18 protein-coding genes and 1 pseudogene are annotated in these 24,074 nt (G+C 70.5%); 8 read left to right on the forward strand and 11 right to left on the reverse strand.

What is annotated here, in order from left to right:
• Positions 1-29 precede the first annotated feature (29 nt).
• A complete protein-coding gene (locus GA0115242_RS18900) occupies positions 30-1,022 on the reverse strand; it encodes a LysR family transcriptional regulator (protein ID WP_093829992.1) in 993 nt (330 codons plus the stop codon).
• 111 nt (positions 1,023-1,133) lie between these two features.
• On the opposite strand from GA0115242_RS18900, the gene GA0115242_RS18905 reads away from it, so the two are divergent.
• Positions 1,134-1,760: a LysE family translocator gene (locus tag GA0115242_RS18905; RefSeq protein WP_093829994.1), complete on the forward strand. Its 627-nt coding sequence runs from the start codon at positions 1,134-1,136 to the stop codon at positions 1,758-1,760.
• Between the two features lie 189 nt (positions 1,761-1,949).
• Positions 1,950-2,738 carry an alpha/beta fold hydrolase gene (locus tag GA0115242_RS18910; RefSeq protein ID WP_093829996.1) on the forward strand — a complete coding sequence of 263 codons (789 nt, stop codon included), beginning with the start codon at positions 1,950-1,952 and terminating at the stop codon, positions 2,736-2,738.
• A gap of 185 nt (positions 2,739-2,923) precedes the next feature.
• On the opposite strand, the gene GA0115242_RS18915 is transcribed toward GA0115242_RS18910, so the two are convergent.
• The 5 genes from GA0115242_RS18915 to GA0115242_RS18935 all read right to left on the reverse strand — a co-directional run bounded on the left by GA0115242_RS18915 (position 2,924) and on the right by GA0115242_RS18935 (position 8,778).
• Positions 2,924-3,805 carry a phytanoyl-CoA dioxygenase family protein gene (locus tag GA0115242_RS18915; protein WP_093829998.1) on the reverse strand — a complete coding sequence of 294 codons (882 nt, stop codon included), beginning with the start codon at positions 3,803-3,805 and terminating at the stop codon, positions 2,924-2,926.
• A 407-nt stretch (positions 3,806-4,212) separates the two neighbouring features.
• Positions 4,213-4,965 (reverse strand): iron-containing redox enzyme family protein, encoded by a 753-nt coding sequence (locus GA0115242_RS18920; protein WP_093830000.1) that lies wholly within the window; start codon positions 4,963-4,965, stop codon positions 4,213-4,215.
• Positions 4,966-5,034: 69 nt separating this feature from the next.
• Complete coding sequence (locus tag GA0115242_RS18925) at positions 5,035-6,351, reverse strand: ATP-grasp domain-containing protein (RefSeq protein WP_093830002.1); 1,317 nt, start codon at positions 6,349-6,351, stop codon at positions 5,035-5,037.
• 32 nt (positions 6,352-6,383) lie between these two features.
• On the reverse strand, positions 6,384-7,478 hold the full coding sequence (locus GA0115242_RS18930; protein WP_093830004.1) for a DUF1611 domain-containing protein: 1,095 nt from the start codon (positions 7,476-7,478) through the stop codon (positions 6,384-6,386).
• A 58-nt stretch (positions 7,479-7,536) separates the two neighbouring features.
• On the reverse strand, positions 7,537-8,778 hold the full coding sequence (locus GA0115242_RS18935) for an ATP-grasp domain-containing protein (protein ID WP_093830006.1): 1,242 nt from the start codon (positions 8,776-8,778) through the stop codon (positions 7,537-7,539).
• A gap of 500 nt (positions 8,779-9,278) precedes the next feature.
• On the opposite strand from GA0115242_RS18935, the gene aroA reads away from it, so the two are divergent.
• Both aroA and hisC read left to right on the forward strand, forming a co-directional pair.
• Positions 9,279-10,637: a 3-phosphoshikimate 1-carboxyvinyltransferase gene (gene aroA, locus GA0115242_RS18940; protein ID WP_093830008.1), complete on the forward strand. Its 1,359-nt coding sequence runs from the start codon at positions 9,279-9,281 to the stop codon at positions 10,635-10,637.
• Between the two features lie 336 nt (positions 10,638-10,973).
• Complete coding sequence (gene hisC / locus GA0115242_RS18945; protein ID WP_093830010.1) at positions 10,974-12,041, forward strand: histidinol-phosphate transaminase; 1,068 nt, start codon at positions 10,974-10,976, stop codon at positions 12,039-12,041.
• A gap of 485 nt (positions 12,042-12,526) precedes the next feature.
• On the opposite strand, the gene GA0115242_RS42490 is transcribed toward hisC, so the two are convergent.
• The 3 genes and pseudogenes from GA0115242_RS42490 to GA0115242_RS18960 form a co-directional block, all read right to left on the reverse strand.
• The gene (locus GA0115242_RS42490; protein ID WP_311638755.1) at positions 12,527-13,003 is read right to left on the reverse strand and encodes a LuxR C-terminal-related transcriptional regulator; all 477 of its coding nucleotides are present in this window, start codon (positions 13,001-13,003) and stop codon (positions 12,527-12,529) included.
• 551 nt (positions 13,004-13,554) lie between these two features.
• A pseudogene (locus GA0115242_RS41705) lies at positions 13,555-13,722 on the reverse strand (IS5/IS1182 family transposase); the annotation flags it as partial.
• A 476-nt stretch (positions 13,723-14,198) separates the two neighbouring features.
• Positions 14,199-14,834, reverse strand: a complete 636-nt coding sequence (locus GA0115242_RS18960) for a TetR/AcrR family transcriptional regulator (protein WP_093830012.1) — start codon at positions 14,832-14,834, stop codon at positions 14,199-14,201.
• Positions 14,835-14,920: 86 nt separating this feature from the next.
• On the opposite strand from GA0115242_RS18960, the gene GA0115242_RS18965 reads away from it, so the two are divergent.
• Both GA0115242_RS18965 and GA0115242_RS18970 read left to right on the forward strand, forming a co-directional pair.
• On the forward strand, positions 14,921-15,346 hold the full coding sequence (locus GA0115242_RS18965) for a nuclear transport factor 2 family protein (RefSeq protein ID WP_093830014.1): 426 nt from the start codon (positions 14,921-14,923) through the stop codon (positions 15,344-15,346).
• On the forward strand, positions 15,343-16,194 hold the full coding sequence (locus GA0115242_RS18970; protein ID WP_093830016.1) for an NmrA family NAD(P)-binding protein: 852 nt from the start codon (positions 15,343-15,345) through the stop codon (positions 16,192-16,194). The genes GA0115242_RS18965 and GA0115242_RS18970 overlap by 4 nt, the downstream gene beginning before the upstream one ends.
• A 322-nt stretch (positions 16,195-16,516) precedes the next feature.
• On the opposite strand, the gene GA0115242_RS18975 is transcribed toward GA0115242_RS18970, so the two are convergent.
• Together GA0115242_RS18975 and GA0115242_RS18980 are read right to left on the reverse strand one after the other, a co-directional pair.
• Positions 16,517-17,140, reverse strand: coding sequence for a hypothetical protein (locus GA0115242_RS18975; protein WP_141721643.1), 624 nt, complete (start codon positions 17,138-17,140; stop codon positions 16,517-16,519).
• Between the two features lie 262 nt (positions 17,141-17,402).
• The gene (locus tag GA0115242_RS18980; protein ID WP_370672298.1) at positions 17,403-18,056 is read right to left on the reverse strand and encodes a FadR/GntR family transcriptional regulator; all 654 of its coding nucleotides are present in this window, start codon (positions 18,054-18,056) and stop codon (positions 17,403-17,405) included.
• A gap of 170 nt (positions 18,057-18,226) precedes the next feature.
• Between GA0115242_RS18980 and GA0115242_RS18985 the strand changes: the two genes are divergently transcribed.
• Together GA0115242_RS18985 and GA0115242_RS18990 are read left to right on the forward strand one after the other, a co-directional pair.
• Complete coding sequence (locus tag GA0115242_RS18985; RefSeq protein WP_256089471.1) at positions 18,227-19,402, forward strand: CynX/NimT family MFS transporter; 1,176 nt, start codon at positions 18,227-18,229, stop codon at positions 19,400-19,402.
• Positions 19,403-19,882: 480 nt separating this feature from the next.
• Entirely contained in the window at positions 19,883-24,049 is a 4,167-nt protein-coding gene (locus GA0115242_RS18990; protein WP_093830021.1) for an amino acid adenylation domain-containing protein, read from the forward strand.
• Positions 24,050-24,074 lie beyond the last annotated feature (25 nt).

The raw sequence follows: 24,074 nt of genomic DNA on the forward strand, positions 1-24,074 counted from the left end.
GGCTGTGGTCGTACGGCGCGGAGCCGTCGTCAGACCGTGGTCGGCTGTTCCGGCAGCAGGTGGCCGGCCGACGGGCTGTGGGGCTCGCGCAGGGGGGCCTCCCAGCTCGCGGTGATGTCGCGGGCGACGTCACGCAGGAGGTCGATGAGCATGTCCGCGAGCGGGGTGAGGCTGGCGTCCGCCTTGGTCAGGGCGTAGAGCTGGCGGTGCGGCCTGGGGTGGGCCAGTTCGCGATGGGTGGTGCCGGGCGCGTGGGTCAGGGCCAGGCGCGAGACCAGACCGACCGCGATGCCCGTGCCGACGAGGGCCTGGGCGACGTCGTACGACTCGGTCTCGAACCGCACGGTGGGAGTGAAACCGGCCTCGCGGGCGGCGTCGTGGAACTGTTCGCGGGCCGCGTGGCCCGCGAGGATGGAGACCCACGATTCGTCGCGCAGTTGCTCCAGGTGCAGCGCGGTGTCCGTGGGCTGCTCGGTGGCCAGTGGATGGTCGTCGGGGAGGACCACGACCATCGGGTCCAACAGGAGCGGGTGGGCCCGTACATGCGGGGGCGGGGCGAGCGGCGTGCCCCAGGACGCGACGATGGCCACGTCCAGGCGCCCCGTGCTGATCTCGTCCGCTCCGCGCGCGGACCCCACGTCTATGACGGAGACGTCGGCGTCCGGATGGCGGTGCCGCAGCGTCGTCAGGGCCGGGGGCAACAGGTGCAGGGCGGCCGCCTGGAACGTTCCGATCCGCAAGCGCAGCGACAAGTGGCCAAGTAACGCGGCCAGTTCGGCCGCGGCTTTGTCCGACGCCTCCTCGACGGTGCGGCCGTGGGAGGCGAGCAGCGCGCCGGCCGCGGTGAGCGTCGCTCCGCGGGGACCGCGGATGACCAGCGGCACTTGCCAGTCGCGTTCGGCCTTGGCCACCTGCTGGGTTATCGCCGCGGGCGTGAGGTGGAGTGCGTGGGCCGCCGCCGTCAGGGAACCGCACCGCTCGATCAACGTCAGGAGTCGCAGCTGTCCCGGGTCCACCACCATTCACTAATCCTAACGCTGCACCCTTCTTTTTTAACTTCTCTTAGGGGCGCGATACGGGAAGCCTGGTGGTGTACATCCAACTGCCGTATCCCCGGAAGGGGTTCCTTTCCCATGCCCACGCATGTGCCCGTTTTCATCGCCACCACGTTGCTGCTGGCGATGCTGCCCGGCGCGAGTGCAGCCCTGATGATCCGGCAGGTTCTGGAAGGCGGCCAACGCACGCTCCAGGGCACGCTCGCGGGCAATGCCACCGGTTTCGTGCTGTGGTCCACGGCCGCCGCGGCGGGGCTGTCCGCCGTCCTGCTGGCCAGCCCCACGGCGTACACGGCGCTGCGGATCGCGGGTGGCATCGTGCTGATGTACCTCGGGGTGAAGACGCTGCGGACCACCCTCAACACCACCGTCTCCACCGCCCCGGCCGACGAGGGCGAACACCGCACCGGCTTCGCGAGTGGATACATCACCGGCCTGAGCACCAACCTCGGCAACCCCAAGGCGGGCGTCTTCGCCATCTCGGTGCTGCCCCAGTTCGTGACCGCCAAGGGCCCGGTGTTCCTGTCGACCGTCGCCCTGGGAGTCGTGTGGGCCCTGGTCAGCGCCTCCTGGTACATGTTGCTCACCTGGGCCGTCAGCCGAGGGCGCGACCTGGTGTCGAAGCCGACCGTCCTGCGGGGGCTCAGCGTGACCACCGGTGTCGTCCTGCTGGGGCTCGGCGCCGCGGTGGCGGCGGGAGTCTGAGGGCCGGTCCGGCACTCCTCTCCGGCGCCCGACCGCCCGGGGCGTCCGCCCTCGGCCGAACCCACCTCCATCAGACCGCCCGGTACGATGTGCGGCGACGAAACACGTCGGAACGATCGCTCTGGTCCGGCCGCCGCTCAGGCCCGGGGCAACGCGGGCAACGTGCCCGACAGCACGGGAGCAGGGCCTTTGACGTACGTCGTGACCGCGGACGGAACCCGCATCGCCTACCAACTCCAGGGCAACGGGGCACCGTTGGTCCTGCTGGCGGGTCAGGCCAACAACCACCACTGGTGGGACGCGGTGCGTGCCGACTTCCATCCCGCGCGCAGCACCCTCACGCTCGACTACCGAGGCACGGGTGACAGCGACAAGCCCGACATCCCCTACAGCACCGAGCTGTTCGCCACGGACGTCATCGCGGTCCTCGACGAGCTGGGCATCGACCGGGCCGATGTCTACGGCACGTCCATGGGCGGACGAGTGGCCCAGCAGATCGCGGCCCGCCACCCCGGCCGGGTGGGCGCCCTGGTCCTCGGGTGCACCTCGCCCGGCGGGCCCCACGGTGTCGAACGCGGCAACGACGTCCGCCGGGCCCTGGCGCGACCCGAGCCGGGAGCCGCGCGCCAGGCCCTGCTGGAGTTGATGTACACCCCGCAGTGGCTCGCCTCCCACCCCGGCCCGTACCACACGCTCGGCGACCCCGGCATGCCCGCGCACGCCCGGCGCCGCCACCTCGTGGCCAGCAACCAGCACCGGGCGTGGGACCTCCTGCCGGACATCGGCGCTCCCACCCTGGTCGTCCACGGGACCGACGACCTGCTCAACCCCGCCGCCAACGCGCCCCTGCTCGCCGACCGCATCCCGGGCGCCCGGATGCACCTGATCCCCGACGGCCGGCACGCCTACTTCGAGGAGTGCCGCGACCAGGCCGGTCCGCTCGTCCTGGACTTCCTCACCTCCGCGCGGCGGCTCTAGTGCCCTGACCGGGAAGGTCCACCGGCTCGCGCTGCCCGGCACGGCACCGGTGACGGCGCAGTCGGCAGGGCGGTGCCGCCGGGGACGTGCGACAGCCCTGCGGCCGTCCTCCCGGAGAGGACGGCCGCAGGGCTGTCGGTCGTGCCGCCCCGCGGGCAGGCGCGGGGGGGGCTGTCGCTCTGCCGCTACTTCGCTTCCTCCAGCGTGGCGTACCCGGTGGTCGCCCCGGTCGAGGACTTGTCGCCGCCCTCCTGGAGCTGGAAGAGCGAGCCGAAGGGCCGCTCCGCGAGCGGCAGACGCCACGTCCCGCCCTCCACCCGGGCGGTGTCCGACACGTTGCCGCGCAGCAGTTTCACTCCGGCCTCGTTGTGGCCGGCGTGCGCGCCGAAGTGGATCGGGTAGGCGTCGGCCGCCCGGTAGGCCGGCAGAAACGCGCGGCGGTAGCGGTCGGAGCGGTTCGGCGAGGAGTAGTGCAGCAGCAGCGGGTGGATGAAGACCACGCTGCCCGCGGGCGCCTCGATGGGCACGGCCTGCTCGTCGCCGGGCGCGTCGGCACCCACCACCTTGCCGCGGAAGAAGCCGTCGACGTAGTGGTCGGCGAGACCGCGCAGGTGCGAGCCGGGGACGGCCTGGAGGGCGGAGTTCTCGGTGGTGGTGTCGTCGAGGTAGACGAGGGCCGTCACCAGGTCGGTGTTGGTGTGCGGGTAGTAGGCGAAGTCCTGGTGCCAGTCCACGACACTGCCCACCTGGGGGGCCTTGAGGTGGAGCTTGCTGTAGTGGAACAGGATGTCGTGGCCGATGAGGGCCTCGACGTGGTCGAGCAGTTTGGGGCTGGCGGCGGCACGCTCGAACGCGGCGTGCTGCTTGGTGGGCGACCAGATCCGGCGGGCCATGCCGTTGTCGCCCGGCTCCACCTCGGCGACGGAGGCGATGTCGCCGACGTTCAGGATCTCGGTGATGGCGGTGTTGAGCTCGGCGACCTCACTCGGATCGAAGAGACGCTCGACGACCGCGAAACCGTTCTCGCGGTACTCCTTGACCAGCGCGACTGTGTCGGGTGCGGACATGCGCGGGTTCCTCATCCTTCGGTAAGTGGTTCCAGCTCGTCCCAACGGGGTCCGGCCGGACGGGTGTTGTGGTGGATGTCGCCATGGTCATGTCCGCACCGGGCGGGCGCGCGGCCCTCCGGCACGCACACCCGAGGACGGGAGACCGGCCCGGCGGAGTCCTGCGGGGTCGACGAGCGCGTCAGGACGTGGCCCCGGTCGACCGGGACGGCGCCCCGCCGGCCGGGCGCCGCGCCGACGACGCGGCCGGCCACCGGCTGCTGCCTGGCCTGCCGGCCGCGTACGCGGGCGGCCCTCCGTCCGGGCACCTGTGATGCCTGGCCGCCGGACGGCGGAGCCGCGGTGCGACGGGACCGTACGGGTCCGCCGGACGACGGCCGTCCGGCGGACCCGCGGGGTCCCGTCCCTCAGGCGCCCGCGGGCTGCACCTGCTTGGCGAAGGTGTCCTCGTAGATCTCGCGGAAGAACATCGCGAGGATCTCCTGGACGTCGTCGATGTACTTGAACACCTTCTGGAAGTCCTCCTCGCTGAAGATCAGCTGGCGGAGGATGTCCCACATCTCCTGGGAGTGGTCCTCGGTGGTGTCGACGTGGAGGTGGGCGGCCTGCCCCTTGACGTTCTCCTTGCCGAGCCGCGCCTGGAGGTTCTCGACGATGGCCGGCTGGAGCTTGACCTGCGTGTACTCCACCAGGTAGTTGGAGACGACCGGGGCGAGGGCCGACTCGTGCTCGAGGGTGTAGTAGAAGAAGCCCTCGAACAGACGGGTGGAGAGGTAGGGCTCGGTGGCGCGGATCTCCTCCTCGGTCACGCCGGCGGCTTCGGCGTCACCGATGTACAGCCGGTCGTGGAGCATCTCGTCGGCCTGGTACTGCGCGTAGTCGCGCGCGGCCCGGGGAGAGACCTGGGCGATCTTGTAGATGGCCTTGGTCTGGCTGACCCGGGAGAGACGGATCCGCCACACGTGCTCGATGAGGGTGCGGCGGTAGTACGCCTGGTGGAGTTCGGGTTCGGTCAGGTGCGACGCGAAGGGGACGGTGGCCTTCCACTCCGCCATCTTCTTGTCCATGTAACGGTCGAGTTCGGCCTTCTTCTGCCGGGCCTGCTCTTCGTTGTAGAGCGGCTTCGGGTGGTCGATCCCGGTGTTCTGCACGCGGTTCATCACGTTCCCCTTCGTCAGATGGTTCGTACAGGACTGCACGGAATGGTCGGAGTGCGGTGCCGTCCGCGGTCAGCGGTAGCGGACGTGGAAGTGCTCCGTCGCGTGTCGGTCGAGAAAGGCGGTCTCCGCGACGAGGTCGTCGGCCGCCGCGTCCCACAGGGCGTCCATCAGGCAGATCCCCCGGTCGGACGCGTCGAGCGCGGTTCCCGCCGCCACATGGACGTTCAGGATCCGGGGCGGACGGGTGGGCGGCTCGAAGCGGATCTCGTCGACGGTCCGCCCCTTCTCGCCGTACTTGCTGAGGAACACGGTCGCCCGGGTGAGCGCGCCGGTGCGCAGGGCCTCCACCTGGGAGGCCTGGGTGAGGCGCGCGTGGAAGGCGTCCCGCTCGCCGTCGGGCAGCAGCAGGGACTCGGTCCACAGGTCGAGGAGGGAGTGCCCGGTGACGGTCTGGACGCTGGCGTTGATGAGGCTGCCGCCCATCCGGGGGTTGATCTCGATGATCTCCCAACGCCCCTTCGACTCCCAGTACTTGACCTCGATGTGGAAGACACCGGCGGTCAGCCCGTGCCCCGCGAGCGAGGCGAGGCAGTCGGCGACGTGATCGGCTCCTTCGAGGACGAGTTCACGGGAGAGGCTCACGGGCGGGCTGACCGACATCCCCTCCAGGACGGTCCGCTCCAGGTGCTCCACGCGGGCCTTCTCGTGGACGCACAGGTGGTGGATCCGCCCGTCGAGGACGACCGTCTCGAAGCTGAACTCCGGGCCGTCGACGAACTCCTCGACGAGGAAGTCGTACCGGTCCATGAAGATCGCCTTCATCCGCCGGTCGGCACGCATCTGCTCCTGGATCGCCGGCAGGTCGGCCAGGTCGTCGACGCCCTTCAGACGGAAGGTCGCGAAGGACGAGGCGCCGCGCACCGGTTTGACGAACCAGTCGGTGGTCGGGTCGAGTTCGGGCGTCACCCCGGCGGAGAGCCGGTGGAGACGGACCTCGCTCAGTCCCTCGGCACAGAGGTGGCGGCGCAGTTCGTACTTGTCGAGGCAGAGACGCAGCGCGGCCTCGGCGGAGTCGTGTGCGCCGAGCCGCTCGTTGAGCTCGGCCATCAGCAGCCGGTAGCCCTCGAAGCTGGCCAGGGACGCCTCGACCTGGTAGCCGCGCTCGGCGAGTTCGCGCACGGCCTTGTCGAGGTCGGCGGAGCACAGCTCGGGTTCCTCGGTGACCAGGCAGTCCGCCACGTGGCGGCGGCTCGCCTCCAGGACCTCCGGTGTCTCCGGCCGGGAGCTGAGGGCGACCAGGGTCAGTCCGAGCCCGGCGGTGGCCGCGGCGACCTCCTCGGTGTAGGACTTGCCCTGGTGCATGAGGAGCAGGATCGCTCGCTTCATCTGTGCATCTCCTCGGAGTTCCGGGGCCACCTTCAACTCCGGCCGCTCGACAGCCGGTCCGCGGTCTCGCGCTGGTGGGCGCGCAGGATCTCCACGAGCCGGGCGGCGCCGCCCTCACGGACCGGGTCGACGACGGGCAGTCCGGTGTCGGCCTCCAGCTTCTCGGCCTCGCGGCGGAAGTCCTCGTCGGAGAAGCCGAAGCTGTTGACGCTGACGGCGGCGGTCTTGGCGGGCCGTTCGAAGACGGAGAGCTCCTCGTTCATGCGGATGAGTTCGGGGATGGGGATGATGGGCGTCTCCCAGACCTTGGTGCGTTCGGCGCCGAGGCGGTGGCAGAAGACCAGCGCGTGCGGCAGCGAGCCGTGGAGGATGGCGAGGGCGACGCTGCTGAACCCGATGTGGTTGAGGGAACCCTGGCCTTCGACCACGACCCATTCGTTGCCGGCGGCGGCCTCCAGGACCACCTGCTCGACGGCCCCGGCCATGAAGTCGCCGGGCACACCGTCGACCGCGATGCCGTGGCCGGAGATCAGCATGCCGCTCTGGCCGGTGGCGGCGAACCCGGCGCGGATGCCGGTGCGCCTGGCCTCGTTCCAGATCTGCAGGGCGGCGGTCTTCTTGCCGATGTTGGAGTCGCTGCCGCAGGTGTGGATGACCCAGGTGTCCAGATCCAGGACGCGGGCCTTGTTGAGCTGGACCGGCGGGGCGTCCTTCGTCTCCCAGACGGTGATGCCCTTCTCGCGGATGCCGCGGGCGATGTCCGGGTCCTCGGCGAGGCGGTAGTGGATCGAGTTGATCAGATGGAGGCCGTTCTGGACGGCCGCCAGGATGGTCGGCTTCCAGGCGGAGGGCAGGTTGGCGGAGTGCAGCCCCTTGCCGATGATCATGACTTCGGGGCCCAGGTGCAGAGCCTGCTCGACACGGCTGACGATCGGGATCGAGCCGCCGTAGCCGAGGACGTCCTGCACGGTCTGGCCGGCCTTGCGGCTGTCGATCACGGCGACGCAGCGGTCCCCGTTGTAGCGGATCAGCGACGCGGCGATCTTGCTCGTGAAGAGGCCGAAGCACCCCTCGGCGAACAGCACGAACTTCTTGTCGACCAGCTCCGCATGGCTTACCTGACCCACGACTTCCTCCACGGACTCGACGGTTCTATTTGCCGTTGGTGCGAGATGGTGCGGACCGCTACGCGACGGGCACGGTCGTCAGGCGATACTGCGCACGCGCCTGGCGCAGGGCCTCCTCGATCTCCTCCTGGGTGCCGCCGCGGAAGAGGAAACGGCCGCCCTGGAGCGTGGCGTACGCGCCGGGCCGGGACTCCAGGACCTCACCCGGTCGCGGCACCAACTCGCGGTACAGGTACGGGACCTGGTCCAGGAGCGGGGTGGCGGCGGTGACCTTCTGGGGCAGCGGTTTGGGGCCTTGGACGATCAACCAGCCGCCGCTCAGCGTCATGTCGGGGACGGGCAGGTCCACCGGGCGGCCGAGCAGCACGTCGACCCACAGCCGGAAGAGATTGACGTCGTGGACGTCGTTGATGACGTACGACACGTCGGCGCCCGGCACCCGTGCTCCGACCTCCAGGAACACCAAGTCGCTCCCGGTGTCGAAGAGTTCGAGGTGAAAGGCGGAGCTGCGCAGGCCGAGCGCGCTCAGGCAGCGCAGGGCGAACTCCTCGCAGCGAGCGCGCACCTCGGGATCCGTCTGGAGGACCGAGCCGAGCGGCGCGCCGAGAAGCTCGAAGTCCAGACAGGTGGACACGTAGCGCGAGGTGCAGATGAAAGAGGGTTTGCCCTCGGCGTCCAGGACGCCGTCGACGTGCAGGATGTCGCCCTGCACGAACTCCTCGATCTCGTACTCCCGCAGGCTCCGTTCGGCGCACAGGGCCCGCAGCTCCTGCGCCGAGGCGATCTCGCGCACACCCTGGCTGGACGCTCCTCGCACCGGCTTGACGATCACGGGGTAGCCGAACTCCTCGGCGGCCGCGAGGATCTGCTCCTCGGTGCGGCAGGACGCCCAGCGCGGCACCCGGAGGCCGGCCCGCGACACCTTCTCCTTCATGACGGTCTTGTCGCTGAACCGTGAGGTCTCCTCGGGACTCGATCCCGGGACGCCGTGCCGCTCGCGCAGAGTCGCCGCGAGGCCGAGGAGGATCTCGGAGAAGGCGATGACGTGATCGAACGGGCCTTCTTCGCGCACGATGGTGTCGACGAGTTCCAGCACGGCGTCCACGTCGCCGAAGTCCGTGACGACATGGACCCGTTCGGCGTCGGCAGGCACTCCGCTGCGACCGCCCTCGTCACAGAGGTACGTGACGCGGTCGGTCTCCGGGTCGAAGACCAGATCGGGAGCGGCGAGGCGGTTCTCCCAGCGCCGCTCGTCCTCGTGTATGGGCCAACGGGTCAGGAACAGAATTGCGCCGGACATGGATGTCGTCCTCACGGTTCACGGAAAACACGGACGTGCCCGGCCGGGGGAGGCCGGTTGACGGCGACGGCGGGCCTGTCGCGACAGAGAAATGAACCCGAACCGGAATAACGGGAACGGGCGCCAACGTGTTGATCGCGTGGCCACAGCCTCGCATGGGACCGGCCCCGTCAGAATAGGACCTAGGTCCCAGCGGCCCGGGAGCCGTCCGCGCGGTCCGACGCTACAAGAGGGTCTAGACCAGATTGTGCCGGTACCGCCATAGGCAGATGGACCTATTGCCCACACGTCCCACGGGACACAGAATTCTTATCGCCCCCACCGCTGGAGGAGGCTGTCGTGCGCGCCAGGAGAATTTTCCGGACCACCGCCCCGACATTGCGGAATTGAGCGATGGTATGGCATGTCCTCGCTCCGCGGAAATCGCCGACCCCGGACGTCAGAGCGACATCGCTGGCAAGGCATCAGACGGCGAAAGATGGGAAAAAGGAGATACGAGGATGCTGCTGAAGGTTGATCCGGTCGATTCCTTTTCCGGAACTTTCCGCGTCCCTTCTTCGAAACCGGAGACGCAACGGGCAATCCTGACCGGCACACTGGCCGAAGGCACGTCACGCGTTTACAACGACCTCCGTTGCGACGAGACGGAGACCATGAAGAACGCCTGCCGCGCCTTCGGCGCCACGATCACCGAGCACGACGGTTACCTGGAGATCCTCGGCATCGGAGGGAACCTCCCGCACATCCGGCGCGTCATCCAGTCCCGCGGCTCGGGTCTGGTCTTCCGCGTCATGACGGCGCTGGCGTCCGTACTGCCGTCGCCGGTCGTGGTGACGGGCGACGCGACCCTGCGCAACCGCGTGATGGAACCCCTGCTGGAGGCGCTGCGCGAACTCGGCGCGGACATCGAGTCGATCGTCAGCGAGAACAAGGCGCCGGTCGTCAACTGGGGACGCGGGCTGAAGGGCGGCACGTGCCGGCTGCCCGGCGACATCAGTTCGCAGTTCATCACCGCCGTCCTGTTCGCCGCGCCGCTGGCCGACATCCCGGTGAAGATCGAGGTGACGGGTGAGGTCTTCTCGCAGTCGTACATCCGGCAGACACTGGCGAGCCTGACCGCCGCGGGCATCAAGGTCTCCGCGTCGGAGGACATGCGCAGCTACCAGGTGGAACCCTCCACCTACCAGGCCCAGGACGTCACCACGCACGAGGACTACACCTCGGCGTCGTACCTGCTCGCCGCCGCCGCGCTCTTCCCGGGCCGTACCGTTCTGACCAACGTGTACGGCGACAGCATGCAGGGCGAGTTCGCGATCGTCCCGATCCTGCAGCAGCTCGGTGTGGACGTCACCTTCGACCGCGCCACCTCGTCGCTGACCGTCGACAACCCGCCGGACAGCATGCGCGGCCACTTCGAGGTGGATGTGCGGGACTGCCCCAACATCGTGCCCACGCTCGCCGCCCTCGGGGCGTACGTGCAGGGCAGCCTGCGGGTGACCGGCGGACGCCTCACCCGCTTCCACAAGGCGTCGCGCATCGAGGCCATGGCCGCCGAACTGACGCGCGCGGGCGTGGACATCGAGGTCCTGTACAACGACGGGGTCTGCGACGGCTTCGAGGTCCGCGGCGCGCAGACGTACCCCGGCGGAGTGACGCTGTCCAGCTGGGGCGACCACCGCATCTTCATGTCGCTCTTCGTGGCCGGCCTGCGCATGCAGTCCGCCAACCGGTTCTCGGGCTTCGAGGACGTCCGGCTGTCCTTCCCCACCTTCATGGAGGAGTTCGCCAAGGCAGGGGTGCGGACCGCGTCCGTCGAGGACGTCGAGGAGGAGAACGCGCCCGCCGGGGCCGTCGGCTGACCCTGTCCGCGGCACCCCGGGCGGTCCGCCGCGTCGCGGCGGCGAGCGCCGCCGGACCCGGGAGGTGAACGGGACGCGCCGCTGACCACGACCACGGCAGAGGTGTCGGCGCGCGGGCGGGATCTCACGCCCGCGCGCCCCGTCGCGGCGCACGACCCGGAACCCCGGACCCGGACGCGGGACCCGGACGCCCAACCCCCGGTCAGGACCCCGGACGCCGGACCCGGACGCCCAACCCCGGGCCCAGGACCCCGGACCCGGGACGTCGGACGCCGGACCCGGGTGAACGACACCCCCGCACGACTGTCCGTCCCCTCCCTTCAGGAAGTTCCCTCGATGCCCCCTGCACCTGCTCCCCGGCTGCGCGTCGACGTCTCCGGGTTGCCTCGCTACGTCCCCGGCCGGGTCGCGCCCAGCGACCTGGTGGACAAGTTGTCGTCGAACGAGAACCCCTATCCCCCACTGCCGTCGGTCCTCACCTCGATGCGCGAGGAGTTGGGGCGCGTCAACCGCTATCCCGACGCGAAGAGCGGCGAACTGGTCAGGGAGCTGTCCGAGGCCCTCGGGGTGCCCCCTGAGCACCTCGTGCCCGGCACCGGCTCCCTCGGGGTCGCCAGGGACCTGTTGTACGCGGCGGCCGGCGAGGGTGACGAAGTGCTGTTCGCCTGGCGCTCGTTCGAGGCGTACCCGCTGCTCGTGTGGGCCACCGGGGCAACTCCCGTGCAGATCCCGCTGCGTGAGGAGCGGCACGACCTGGAGGCCATGGCCGACGCGGTGACGGACCGCACGCGCATGATCGTGGTGTGCAACCCCAACAACCCCACCGGCACGGCCGTGCGCCGCGACGAGCTGGAGCGCTTCCTCGACCGGGTGCCGGGCGACGTGCTGGTGGTGCTCGACGAGGCGTACCGCGAGTTCGTCGACGACACCGACGTACCCGACGGCGTCGAGCTGTACCGCGACCGCCCCAACGTCGCCGTTCTGCGCACCTTCTCCAAGGCGTACGGGCTGGCGCGACTGCGCGTCGGCTACGCGGTCGCGCATCCACCGGTCGCGGCCGCCCTGCGGGCCTGCACCATCGCCTTCAGCGTCAGCGGACTCGCCCAGGCCGCCGCACGGGCCTCGCTGCACGCGAGCGACGAACTGCTGGAGCGGGTACGGACCTTGGTGACCGAGCGCGCCCGGGTCACCCGCGCGCTGCGCGCCTCGGGCTGGACGGTTCCCGACAGCCAGGCCAACTTCGTCTGGCTGCGCCTCGGTGCACGCTCGCGGGCGTTCACCGACGCCTGCGAGGCGGCGGGGGTCATGGTGCGGCCCTTCGGCGACGAGGGCGTGCGGATCACCATCGGCACGCCCGAGGAGAACGACCGTCTGCTGAAGATCGCGGGCGACTGGCGGGCGTGAGGCCATGCGGCGGTCCCCGCGCCCCGCAGGCGGAGCGGCAGCAGGCGGACCAGCCGCGCGCCGCGAGGTGACCCTCGCCGCCGGGGGCCATCTGCGGCTGCTCGCCTGACGCCTTCTCCGCGACGTGGCCGCCGTCGGCCGTCCCGTCGACGGACACGTGTCGCTGTCCAGGCAGAGGCGGGGTTCACCGGCTCCGAGCTGCGGCGACGGGCACCCGGATCGTGGGGCCCGTGCGCGTCGCGATCGGGACGGGGAGGCCGCTCCCGGACGCCGCTGAGCCTCGGTGTCCGCTCGGGCCTGCCGTGGGGTGGGTTCTCGGTGTCCGCTCGGGTCCGCCGTGGAAGTGGTTCCCGGTGTCCGCTCGGGTCCGCCGTGGAGCTGGTTCCCGGTGTCGTGGGCGCGGCGGCTGCGCGTCGTCGGCCGGACCGCGGTCCCGTGCGTCTGCGGGGAAACCGCTCTCGGAGAGGGTTCTGGCCGCGGGCCGCTCAGGGAGCGAGGCCGATGCGCCGGGCGTAGAGGGCAGCCTGAGTGCGGTGGGTCGCGCCGATCTTGAGGTAGATGCTGCTCAGATGGTTCTTCACCGTCTTCTCGGATATGTCGAGTTTCCGGGCGATCAACCGGTTGCTCATTCCCCGGGCCAGCAGACTGAGCACCCCCCGCTCGCGAGCGGTGAGGGCGGGATCGGCGGGCGGCGCGTCCTCTTCGGGGACGGGAGCGGACGCCGTGGCGGACGGATCCGCGATGTCATCTGGGCCGGTCAGTCCGATGCTCCGGGCGTAGAGGGCGGCCTCGGTGCGGTGGGTCGCGCCGATCTTGAAGTAGATGCTGCTCAGATGGTTCTTCACCGTCTTGTCCGATATATCGAGCTCCCGGGCGATCAAGCGGTTGCTCAACCCCCGGGCCAGCAGACTGAGCACATCCAACTCCCGGTAGGTGAGTTTCGCCGCCGGTAACTCTTCCATGCCGTGCCTTTCTTTGCCCACCCGAGGGGAATGAGAAAATACGTCCACGTAAGAGTGCAACCGGCAGGCCCTTGCTGGAATTCCTCTCTACCCGCCTTCAGTGAACAGAAGGGGGCCATGGGTGGACGAGCAGAACTGCACCACCGACACCCGCCCATCTCCGTTGATTTCAAGCCTATCCCGGCTTGACCAGGAAAACGCTACCCGTGGGTTGAACCCGTCAACCATTTAAGTCCGACCAATAGCAGGGCCCTTACTGTCTGACACAGGCATTTTCGGCCAAGGCAAACCCGGCTCCAGCGATCAAACCTCACCTCTGAAATGTGGCCGAAATGCGGACGCCATCAACCGAGGAGGCATCGGGCAGGCACGACATAGAACGAGAAATGCCCCGTACGCGACTTTCGAGGCCGCATCGCTGGAATGTGTCCCGCAAATGGCCTGCGGGGTGCTGGTCGACACGCGCTTTTCTTGGTTATCCGGCGAGAGGGACGCCGTCGAGGCGTGCGGTGCCGAGCGTGGCATGGAGACGCGATCGGCGATCACCGCGGCATCAGCGGCACCCGGTCCTTCAGAGGCAGCCACCGCGGTCCGCCCAGACGGACCGGATCGACTCCCCCGCGCCGCGGCGCGGTGATCAGCGTGTCGAACTGTCGCGGGCTCAGCCCGGTGAACGGACCTGTCCACGGGGGTTCCGACATCGTGGTCACACCAGCCACGGCACTGCCGTCTCACCCCTGACCAGCAGCTACGGGACGACTTCCAGGGCGCTGCCCCTGGCCGGTGAGCGGCCACGGACGCCAGGGCCGCCAGACCGCCGCCGTCTCCGCCCGAACGGTCGCTCGGGAAGATGGCTGATCCGCGCATGATGCTTTTCGCCACGGGGGTGGGACCACTCGACGACGAACTGGCCACAGAGCCTGGGCCACAGACATGAAGATCTGTCAGCACCTTGTCAGGCAGGCGTCCTGTTCGCGGCTCGCACCTGGCCCGATCGGCGTGAGCCCACGCGTCCCGGCCGAGGACGACCGGCGACGGTCGGTGGCATCACCCGTGAACCGCGCACACCGCACACCGCTCACCGCTCACCACTCACCGCTCACCGCGATCCGCGGTCGGCTCGAAGCGGCCCACGACGGCCTGGCCGACTCCGACGAGGCGTTCGCCGCCTCCCTGCTCGACCAGGCTCCGCCGGTCAGGAGCTCGGCTTCTTCTCGGCCACTTCCCCCGCGGGCGATCCGTGAAGTCGCCCGGAGGCCAGGACGCCGGTGACGAAGCTCGCCAGTTGAGCCCGCACGCGGTCGCGGGGAACGCGCACTTCCCCGACCAGGTGCTCGACGAGGTCGGCCCGCGTGGCGGCGAGCAGGGCGTGGGCGGTGAAGGCGCTGTCGGGCAGACCGGGAATCTGCTCCAGGACGGATCGGAGCAAGGTGTGCCAGCGCTCGTAGTGCTCCGCCCGGTACGGACTGCCGCCCCCGCCCTCCTCCAGGGCGAGCGCGAGGCGCCGGTTGTCGAGCTTGAAGCAGAGAAGGGCGTCGAGCAGGGCGGGTACGCGCTCGCGCGGTGGGGTCGCGGGCCCCAGGGGCTGCGGGCCGGTCTCGACGGCCTGCCTGATCGGCTCCAGCCGTGCCTCGTAGAGCGCCCGGAGCAGCCCGGCGCGATCGCCGAAGGCCCGGAAGAGCGTGCCCTTGCCGACGCCCGCCGCCGCGGCGACGTCGGCCATGGTGACGTCCTCGGGACTCTCGCGGCGCGCGAAGAGGGCATCGGCTGCCGCGAGCACGGCCTCCCGGCTGCGGATGGCGTCCTTGCGGGACGACCGGCGTTCCGGCATGCCGCTCCTTCCACTTGAAAAACGGACCCGGGGTCCGTATCGTCAAAACGGACCCGGGGTCCGAATTCTACGACTGGAGGACACCCATGTCAGCACCGACTCGTCCGGCGGATCTCTACCGCCACAGCCTGCGGCTCCTGCTCGACAAGGACATTCCCGCGTGGGTCGCCCTGTGGGCCGAGGACGGCCTCATGGAGTTCCCGTTCGCGCCCGACGGCTGGCCCCGCCGTCTGGAGGGCAGGGAAGCGATCTCCGCCTACATGCGCCACTACCCCGACCACATCGACCTGCACGACTTCCCCGACCTGCGGATCCACGAGACCACCGATCCCCGGACCATCGTGGTCGAGATGCGCGGCGTCGGCCGCCTGGTGGAGAGCGACGCCCCCTTCGACATGACCTACATCGCCGTCGTGACCGTGCAGGAGGGCCACATCACCTCCTACCGGGACTACTGGAACCCCCTCACCGTCCTGGAACCGGGCACCGACTTCACCGGGAGCAGCCGATGACCACCACCGGCACCACACTCGTCATCGGTGCCACCGGCACCACCGGGAGCCGCACCGCCGCCCGGCTGACGGCCGCGGGCCACCGCGTCAGAGCCGCGAGCCGCCGGGCCACTCCGGTCCCCGGCGCCGAGCCGGTCCCCTTCGACTGGTACGACCAGGCCACGCACGCCGCGGCCCTCGACGGAGCCGACCGCGTCTATCTCATCCCGCCCGTGGGCGAGTTCGACCCCGCGGCGACCATGCTGCCGTTCCTCCGACGGGCCCGCACCGCCGGTGTGCACCGCGCGGTACTGCTGAGTTCCTCGGCCGTCCCCGCGGGCGGCCCGGCGGTGGGGGCGGTGCACCAGGCGCTGCCCGGCCTGTTCGAGGAGTGGGCGGTGCTGCGGCCCTCGTGGTTCATGCAGAACTTCACCGGCACGCACGCGCACGCGCACAGCATCCGCGACGAGGGCGTCATCCGGACCGCCACCGGGAGCGGCCGGGTCGGCTTCGTCGACGCCGAGGACATCGCGGCCGTCGCCGTCCGCGCCCTGACCGATGCCCAGGCCCCCAACACCGATCTCCTCCTCACCGGACCCGAGGCCCTGAGCCACGACGACATCGCCTCGGTCCTCACCGAGGTCACCGGCCGACCCGTGGTCCACCGCCGTCTGACCTACGAGCAGATGCGCGACCGCCTCGCGACGCAGGTGCCGCAGGAGTTCGCCGCGATGCTGGCCGGCATGGACCGCGCCATCGCCGAAGGCGCGGAGGACCGCGTCACCGACACCGTCCAGCGCCTCACGCAGCGGCCTCCGCGCGCCTTCCGGACGCTCGTCGAGAGCATGCGGGGTCCGGCGACCGCGTAAGTCGGACCCGGGTGGGCAGAGGCACCGATGCGTCGAGCGACAGGGGGAAGAGATGAGATCCGTCGCGGCGATCATGCCGCCCTCCGCCGCGGAACTCCCGCCGTGGGGCGTCTTCTTGACGGTCGGGGTCTTTCTGGTGGCCGTCGTCATCGTCCTGACGCGCCGACGCTGAACGGAGCGGGACACCAGGGCCGGTCGCGTTGCCGGGGTGTCCGGCGGCCAGGGCCCGGCTCACCCCGCGTTCGCCTTGCGGACGGTCGGGCCGACGTCAACTCACGCGCGTGCCAGCCGTGTTGAACGCGGTCAGCGCCGCGTATCTTCCTCAGTGCCCCAGATCCACCACGCCCACGCAGTGCGGATCGTCACCCGGGTCGGTGTGCAACTCCCCTTCCTGCGACCGGGAGAAGACCTCCGCGATCACCGCGGGGCCCACCTGCGCGAGGACGACGTCGCAGGCGACCACCCCGGGCTCGTCCCGGTGACGGACGTACAGCCGCATCCGGCCGCCGCGCAGGTACAGGAAGCCGACCAGCAGGGACTTGGCGTCCTCCCGTTCCTCGATGCTCGGTGCCGGGCTGTTCAGTGTGGTCAGCAGCGCGTGGGCGCGGTCCTCCGGGCGTTCGTCGGCGGGGACGGCGTTCGGGAGCCGGACCAGCGGTGCGCCGAGGACGCGCTCCGTCTGGGCCGCCGGGCGGACGTGTGCCTCGCGAGCCGCGTGCCGCACCCGGTCGACCGTCTCCCACGGGAGGATCGGCTCGTCCCGCCGGAAGAGCGGGATCTCGTGGAGGACGAGGAGATCGTCGACGGTGGCCGTCCGGTCGCCCAGGGCGATCCGTGCCGTCGGCGCTCCGTCCGGCCCCGGGAGGACGCCACGGACCCGCGTCTCCCCGGCGATCGGCGCCTGGGTGTAGAGGATGAGGCGTCCGGTCACTTCGGCCTGTGCCACGGCCACGTCCCACGATGTCACCGCGACTGTCCCCCCTCGTTCGGCTCCAGAATCCGGCTTCCCGTGGCCGAACGTGTCACAGGATGCCGTACCGGTCCCGCCCGTTCGGAGCACTCTCACTCCGACGGGGCGCCCCTGTCGTTCGCCGAGGCCCTGGCCGGGCCGCACCGGATCGCGGATATCCCTTCGTCGGCCGAGCGGCGGGAACCCCGACCCCGGATGTCCGGTCCCCCACCGCCGCCGTCGCGTGTGCTCGTCCCCCTCAGTCCATGTACGACCCCGCCTCCCGCGCCGCCCGGTCCCCGTCTCGGGCCCTGATGGCGTCCACCAGCGTCGCGTGGTCCTGGAACTGTTCGGAGCGCAGGGCGTCGCCGAAGTGGTCGAGGAGCGAGTCGCGGATGACCTCGCCGAGGTCGGCGTGCAGGCCCGCGAGGACGGTGTTCCCCGACGCGGTGACGACGGCGAGATGGAAGGCCACATCGGCGTTGACGAAGCCGACCCGGTCCCCCGCGGCCCACGCGTCCTGGCGTTGCTGGAGCGCGTGGTCGAGTCGTTCCAGGTCGTCGTCGGTGCGGCGTTGGCAGGCGAGACGGGCGGCGCGCACTTCGAGTGCGCTGCGGACGTCGGCGATGTCCTCCGTCTTGGCCTTGTCGAAGCGGTTGCGCATCATGCCGGCGAGTTCACTGGTGGCCTGGACGTAGGAGCCCGAGCCGTGCCGGATGTCGAGCAGCCCGGTGTGCGCCAGCGCGCGGACGGCCTCGCGCACGGTGTTGCGGGCGACGCCGAGCTGTTCGACGAGTTCGGTCTCGGTCGGGATGCGGCTGCCGACAGGCCAGGCGCCTGACGTGATCTGCTCGCGCAGCCGCGCGATCACTTGGTCGCCCAGTGCCTGGCGGCGGACGGGATCCATGTTCATGTCGTCCAGGGTAGCGGCAGACCCCATCATAGAGTCATCCCATGACTTGACGAGAATCACTGGACATCGAGTCATGGGATGACTCTATGATGGGTCCTATGACGACGGATGAGGTCAACGAAAGCGCTCCGCGCCCTCCTGCGGACACGCCCCGCGCCCCACTGCGCGGCGTGCGTCGCACGGCCGTGGTGGCGCTGGTCCTGGCCGCCCTCAACCTGCGGCCCGGGGTCACCAGCCTCGGGCCGGTCCTGGAAGAGGTCCGGGACAGCCTGGACATGAGCGGTTCGGTGACCGGGCTGGTGACGTCCATCCCCGCCGTGTGTTTCGCGGTGGTCGGCTCGACGGCACCGCTGCTGGCCCGGCGTTTCGGGCCGAGCGGGGTCATCGCGGTCGCCGGCGCGGTCCTCGCCGTGGGCCTCGCCCTGCGCTCCTTCGCCCTCGACCCGATCCTCTTCGTCGTCCTGACGGCGCTGTCGCTGGCCGGTATCGCCGTCGCCAACGTGCTGCTGCCGATGGTCGTCAAACAGCGCTTCCCCGACCGGGTCGGCGCGATGACCGGCCTGTACTCGATGGCGCTGAACGTCGGCGCCTCCTCGGCGGCGGCGCTCACCGTGCCGCTGGCGCAGGCCTTCGGCGGTGACTGGCGGTACGGGCTGGGCGCCTGGTCGGTGCTGGCCGCGATGGCGGTGCCGCCCTGGCTGATCCTGGCCAGGCGCAGGACCGCGCATCCGGTGGGGCCCGTCGGCGGCGCGGTCGGTCCACCGGCGGCGACCGGCGGACGGCTCTCCCGTGACCCCACGGCCTGGGCGCTCACCGTGTACTTCGGGCTCCAGGCGAGCGCGGCCTACATCATCATCGGCTGGCTGCCACAGATCTTCCGCGACGCGGGACTGTCCGCCGGTACCGCCGGGTTGCTGTTCTCCGTGTCGTCCCTGCTCGGCGTCCCGCTGTCGCTCGCCCTGTCGGCCGTGGCCGGCAGACTGCGCCACCAGAGCGGCATCGCCGTCGCGATCGGCGCCTGCGGCCTCGCCGGATTCGGCGGGCTGTGGTTCGACCCCGCGGTCGCGCCCTGGCTCTGGGCGGTCCTGCTCGGCATCGCCAACTGCTCCTTCCCGCTGGCCCTGACGATGATCGGCATGCGGGGCCGCGACAGCGCCACCGTCGCCCGGCTCTCCGGGTTCGTGCAGAGCATCGGGTACGCCCTGTCCATCCCCGGGCCGCTCGTCGTCGGCGTCCTCTACGACCACACCGACGGCTGGCGGGCCCCCCTCACCTTCGTCCTGCTGCTGATCCTGGTCCAGATCGCGGTCGCCGTCCCCGCGGGCCGCGACCGCCAGATCGGCTGAACGGCGCCCCGCACCCGCCGTTCGCACCTCGCTCCGCCTCGCGCCACCCCCGCACCATCCGCATCACCCGGCCCACCCGGACCGCGTCGAGCTGCCCCGGGGCGAGCACACCTGCCCCGGGCCAGCTCGACGGAAAAACGCTTCACAGAAACGAACCATCTCCCGCAATTCACCTTTCCTTTCTCATGGCATCTGACAGGAAATGGCTTAGGGAGATAGCATGCGGTAACGCACGGATGTAGCGCACATCGGTTCTTCGTGCTAATTTTTCGCCGAACTGTGTGACACCCGCTCAGAACATCCGCGAGGATGCTGAATCGAATCACAGGGTTCCGCTCGTACACCGCATGGGTCGCCACCCGCACTGGCCGACGAGCAATTCCGAGTACCGCACCAGGAAAGAACGTTGAGTTCGGTGCGGTGTTCTTTCCCCGAAAAGAACACCGCCCTCCCAAGACGCGGAAAAAGGAAACCCCTCTCATGAACGTTGAAACCGCCCCCTGCTCTCGTCGCGCCCCCCACGGTCTCCCCGACCTGCTGCGCGAACAGGCGCAGGCCACCCCCCATCGGATCGCCGTCGTCCATGAACAACAGACCCTCACCTATGCCCAGTTGACGGAGCGCTGCTCGCTCGTGGGAGCGCTCCTGCGACAGGCCGGAGTACGCCGGGACAGCCGGGTCGGCATCTTCATGGAGCCGTCCCTCGACCTCCTCACCGGCGTCTGGGGAATCCTCTGGGCCGGCGGCAGCTACGTGCCGCTCTCCCCGGAGTACCCGGAGGAGAGGATTGCGTACATGCTCGCCGACGCGGGCGTCGACATCGTTATCACGCAGGAATTCCTGCGGTCGGCGCTCCAGGAACTGGCGCCCTCCGGGGTCCGCGTCCTCACCCTCGACGACGTGCCCTCCGAATCCGCTGCGGCGTCGCTCGGGGAGCCCGGTTCCGCGTTACTGGCGGAGCCCGATGTCAGGCCGGACGATCTCGCCTACGTCATCTACACCTCCGGCAGCACCGGAAAGCCCAAAGGCGTGATGGTCGAGCACCGCAGCATCGTCAGCCAGATGCGCTGGCTGCACGACGCCTGCGGAATCGACGCCAACGAGACCGTGCTCCAGAAGACCCCCATGAGTTTCGACGCCGCGCAATGGGAACTGCTGGCCGTCGCCTGCGGGAGCACCGTCGTGATGGGAGCCCCCGGCATCTACCGCGACCCCGAGGCCATCATCACGACGATCCAGCGGCACGGCGTCACCACCCTGCAGTGCGTGCCCACCCTGCTCCAGGCGCTCCTGGACACCGAGAAGTTCCCCGAATGCCGGTCTCTGCGCCGGGTGTTCAGCGGCGGCGAGGCGCTCTCCCGCAGCCTCGCCGCGCAGTGCCTGGACACCATGCCGGACGCCTCGCTGGTCAACCTCTACGGGCCCACCGAGTGCACGATCAACGCGTCGTCGTTCACCGTGAACCGGGCCGCCCTCGCCGACGGGCCGCTGGTCATGCCGATCGGCACCCCGGTGAGCGACACCTCGCTGCACGTCCTCGGACCGGACGGCGGCCCCGTCCCGACCGGGGAGATCGGCGAGCTGTACATCGGCGGGACGCAGGTGGCGCGCGGTTACCTCGGACGCCCCGACCTGACCGGCGAGCGGTTCGTGACCGACCGCTTCTCCGGCGATCCCGGCGCCCGCCTCTACCGGACCGGGGACCTCGCCCACGTCAACGCGGACGGGACCGTGCAGTTCGTCGGACGCGCCGACAACCAGGTCAAGCTGCGCGGCTACCGGGTCGAGCTGGACGAGATACGGCAGACCGTCGAGACGCACGACTGGGTGCGCGGCGCGGCCGTCCTGCTGCACGACGACGACGCCACCGGCTTCCAGAACCTCGTCGCGTTCGTCGAACTCAACCCGAAGGAAGCCGCCCTGATGGACCAGGGCAACCACGGCTCCCACCACCAGTCCAAGAGCAGCCGCCTCCAGGTCAGGGCCCAGCTCGCGCACCCCGGCCGCCGCGACGACGCCGACCTCGCGGGGCGTACCGCGGTGGACCTGCCCGGCGCCGAGGCCACCCCCGAGCAGCGGGCCCGCGCCTTCTCCCGCAAGACGTACCGCTTCTACGAGGGCGGCGCGGTGACCCGGGAGGACATCCTGCGCCTGCTCGGCCCGCGTCCGGCGCCGCGACCGGCGCCGCGCACCTCACCGGTCGTCGGCCTCGACGAACTCGGCACCGTCCTGCGGGAGTTCGGACGCCACCTCAGCGACCAGCGGCTGCTGCCCAAGTACGCCTACGCCTCCCCCGGTTCGCTGTACGCGACGCAGCTGTACGTGGAGGTGGGACCCGGGCACGAGGTACCCGAGGGCGTCTACTACCACCACCCGCTCCACCACCGGCTGGTGCTCGTCGGGCCCGGCGTCGACACCCCGCGGGCCCGGGTGCGGCTGCACTTCCTCGGCAAGCACAGCGCCATCGAGCCGGTCTACCGCAACAACATCCGCGAGGTCCTGGAGATCGAGGCGGGGCACATGGTCGGGCTCCTCGACGAGGTCCTGCCCGCCCACGGGCTGCGGGTCGCAGGCGCCGCCTACTGGCCCGAGGTGACCCGGCGTCTCGACTGCGCCCCCGACGACCACTACCTGGGCAGCTTCGACCTCCTCGCGGCCGAGCCGGGCGAGGCGGCCGCCGGGCCGGTGACCGACTCCCTCGACGTCTACGTGCAGGCCCACTCGGCCCGGATCGAGGGCCTCCCGCCGGGCCAGTACCGGTACACGGTCACCGCCGACGGCGCGGACCTGGTGCGGGTCGGGGACGAGGTGATCCTCAAGAAGCACGTCATCGCCATCAACCAACGGGTGTACGAGCGCTCCGACTTCGGCATCAGCCTGGTCGCCACCGGCTCCGCGCCCTGGCGCCACTACCTCGACCTCGGCCGCGGTCTCCAGCGCCTCCAGATGAACGACCAGCGCCTCGGCTTCATGTCCTCGGGCTACAGCTCCAAGTCCGGCAACGACCTGCCGTCGGCCAAGCGGCTCGGCCGGATCCTCGCCGACCGCGAACTCCCCACCGGACCCTCCTACTTCTGCGTCGGCGGGCGGGTCTCCGAGGCGCAGTGGCACGGCGAGGACATGAAGGAGGACGTCGTCCACATGCAGGGGCCGGCCGAGCTGATCAAGGAGGACCTGGCCGCGCTGCTGCCCCGCTACATGCTGCCGAACCGGATCGTCGTCCTGGACAGCCTGCCCCAGACCGCCAACGGGAAGATCGACCTCAAGGCCCTCAAGGCCACCCACGAGTCGCACCTCGCGGTCGCCGAGCGGGCGTTCGTGGCGCCCCGCACGCCGGTCGAGCGGCGGATCCGGGACGTCTGGCAGGCGGTGCTCAAGCGGGACCAGGTCTCCGTCACCGACGACTTCTTCGAGCTGGGCGGCAACTCCCTGCTCGCCGTCGCGCTGGTCAGCCGCCTCAACGCGGACTTCGGCGGCGCGATCCCGCTGCAGATCCTCTTCGAGGCGCCCACGGTGGAACGGCTGGCGACCGCCCTGGAGGCGGCGTCGCCGCGGCCCGCGTCCCGTCTGGTGCCGCTCCAGCCCGAGGGCCGGGGCACCCCGCTCTACTGCTGGCCGGGGCTGGGCGGCTACCCGATGAACCTGCGCCCGCTGGCCGCGGCCCTCGGCACCGAGCGGCCCGTCCACGGGGTGCAGGCCCACGGCATCAACCCGGGCGAGGACCCCTACGACGACGTCCGGGCGATGGCCGCCGCCGATGTCGCGGCCATCCGCGAACTCCAGCCCCACGGGCCCTATCTGCTCTGCGGCTACTCCTTCGGGGCCCGGGTCGCGTTCGAGGCGGCCCGCCAGCTGGAGCAGGCGGGCGAGCGGGTGGAGCAGCTGTTCCTGGTGGCTCCCGGCCAGCCGCGGCTGCGCCCGGAGGACGCCGTCGGCGCGACCGGCCGGGCGGACTTCGCCGACCGCGCCTTCGTCGCCCTGCTCTTCTCGGTCTTCGCCGGGACGCTCAGCGGCCCGCTGCTCGACCGGTGCCTGGCCACCGTCACCGACGAGGACTCGTTCACCGGGTTCGTCACCGGGTCCTTCCCGGGTCTCGGCGCCGACCTGGTGCGGGCGGTGACCGGCATCGTGCGCCGCACCTACTCGCTCACCTACGAGTTCCACGAGCTGCGCGGACGCCGTCTCGACGCCCCGGTGACCCTCGTCAAGGCGCTGGACGACAACTACTCGTTCATCGAGCACGAGGGCGGGTTCTCCGCCCGGCCGCCCGCGGTGCACGAACTGCGGTCCGGTCACTACGAGTTGCTGCGGGAGCCGCATGTCGCGCGGCTCGCCGCCGTGCTGAACGACCGGCTGCCCGCCGGTACCGGCACGTCCCCCGTTCACCACCAGCCGGCGCGAGCCACGGTCCAGGAGGTCGGAATGCCCCACATCAACATCAAGCACTTCCCGGTGTCGATCACCGCGGAGCAGGAACTGGAGCTGGTCGCCGCGGTGACCACGGCGGTGCGCAACGCGTTCGGCTGCGCCGAGGACGTCGTCTCCGTCGCCCTGGAGCCCGTCGCCCAGGACCTGTGGAACGAGCGGGTGTACATCCCGGAGATCGTCGACCGGCAGGAGCTGCTGCGCAAGACGCCCAACTACTGACCGCCGCCCGCAGCAGACGCGAAGG

The sequence above is a fragment of the Streptomyces sp. SolWspMP-5a-2 genome (assembly GCF_900091845.1).
Lineage (GTDB): Bacteria > Actinomycetota > Actinomycetes > Streptomycetales > Streptomycetaceae > Streptomyces > Streptomyces doudnae.

What these genes read in the sequence shown, in the direction of transcription:
- GA0115242_RS18960 (WP_093830012.1), bottom strand. Translation starts at nt 14,834, where the DNA reads ATGCCGGAACGCCGGTCGTCCCGCAAGGACGCCATCCGCAGCCGGGAG.
- aroA (WP_093830008.1), top strand. Translation starts at nt 9,279, where the DNA reads ATGCTGCTGAAGGTTGATCCGGTCGATTCCTTTTCCGGAACTTTCCGC.
- GA0115242_RS18920 (WP_093830000.1), bottom strand. Translation starts at nt 4,965, where the DNA reads ATGAACCGCGTGCAGAACACCGGGATCGACCACCCGAAGCCGCTCTAC.
- GA0115242_RS18990 (WP_093830021.1), top strand. Translation starts at nt 19,883, where the DNA reads ATGAACGTTGAAACCGCCCCCTGCTCTCGTCGCGCCCCCCACGGTCTC.
- GA0115242_RS18965 (WP_093830014.1), top strand. Translation starts at nt 14,921, where the DNA reads ATGTCAGCACCGACTCGTCCGGCGGATCTCTACCGCCACAGCCTGCGG.
- GA0115242_RS18980 (WP_370672298.1), bottom strand. Translation starts at nt 18,056, where the DNA reads ATGAACATGGATCCCGTCCGCCGCCAGGCACTGGGCGACCAAGTGATC.
- GA0115242_RS18900 (WP_093829992.1), bottom strand. Translation starts at nt 1,022, where the DNA reads ATGGTGGTGGACCCGGGACAGCTGCGACTCCTGACGTTGATCGAGCGG.
- GA0115242_RS18935 (WP_093830006.1), bottom strand. Translation starts at nt 8,778, where the DNA reads ATGTCCGGCGCAATTCTGTTCCTGACCCGTTGGCCCATACACGAGGAC.
- GA0115242_RS18905 (WP_093829994.1), top strand. Translation starts at nt 1,134, where the DNA reads ATGCCCACGCATGTGCCCGTTTTCATCGCCACCACGTTGCTGCTGGCG.
- hisC (WP_093830010.1), top strand. Translation starts at nt 10,974, where the DNA reads ATGCCCCCTGCACCTGCTCCCCGGCTGCGCGTCGACGTCTCCGGGTTG.
- GA0115242_RS18915 (WP_093829998.1), bottom strand. Translation starts at nt 3,805, where the DNA reads ATGTCCGCACCCGACACAGTCGCGCTGGTCAAGGAGTACCGCGAGAAC.
- GA0115242_RS42490 (WP_311638755.1), bottom strand. Translation starts at nt 13,003, where the DNA reads ATGGAAGAGTTACCGGCGGCGAAACTCACCTACCGGGAGTTGGATGTG.
- GA0115242_RS18970 (WP_093830016.1), top strand. Translation starts at nt 15,343, where the DNA reads ATGACCACCACCGGCACCACACTCGTCATCGGTGCCACCGGCACCACC.
- GA0115242_RS18925 (WP_093830002.1), bottom strand. Translation starts at nt 6,351, where the DNA reads ATGAAGCGAGCGATCCTGCTCCTCATGCACCAGGGCAAGTCCTACACC.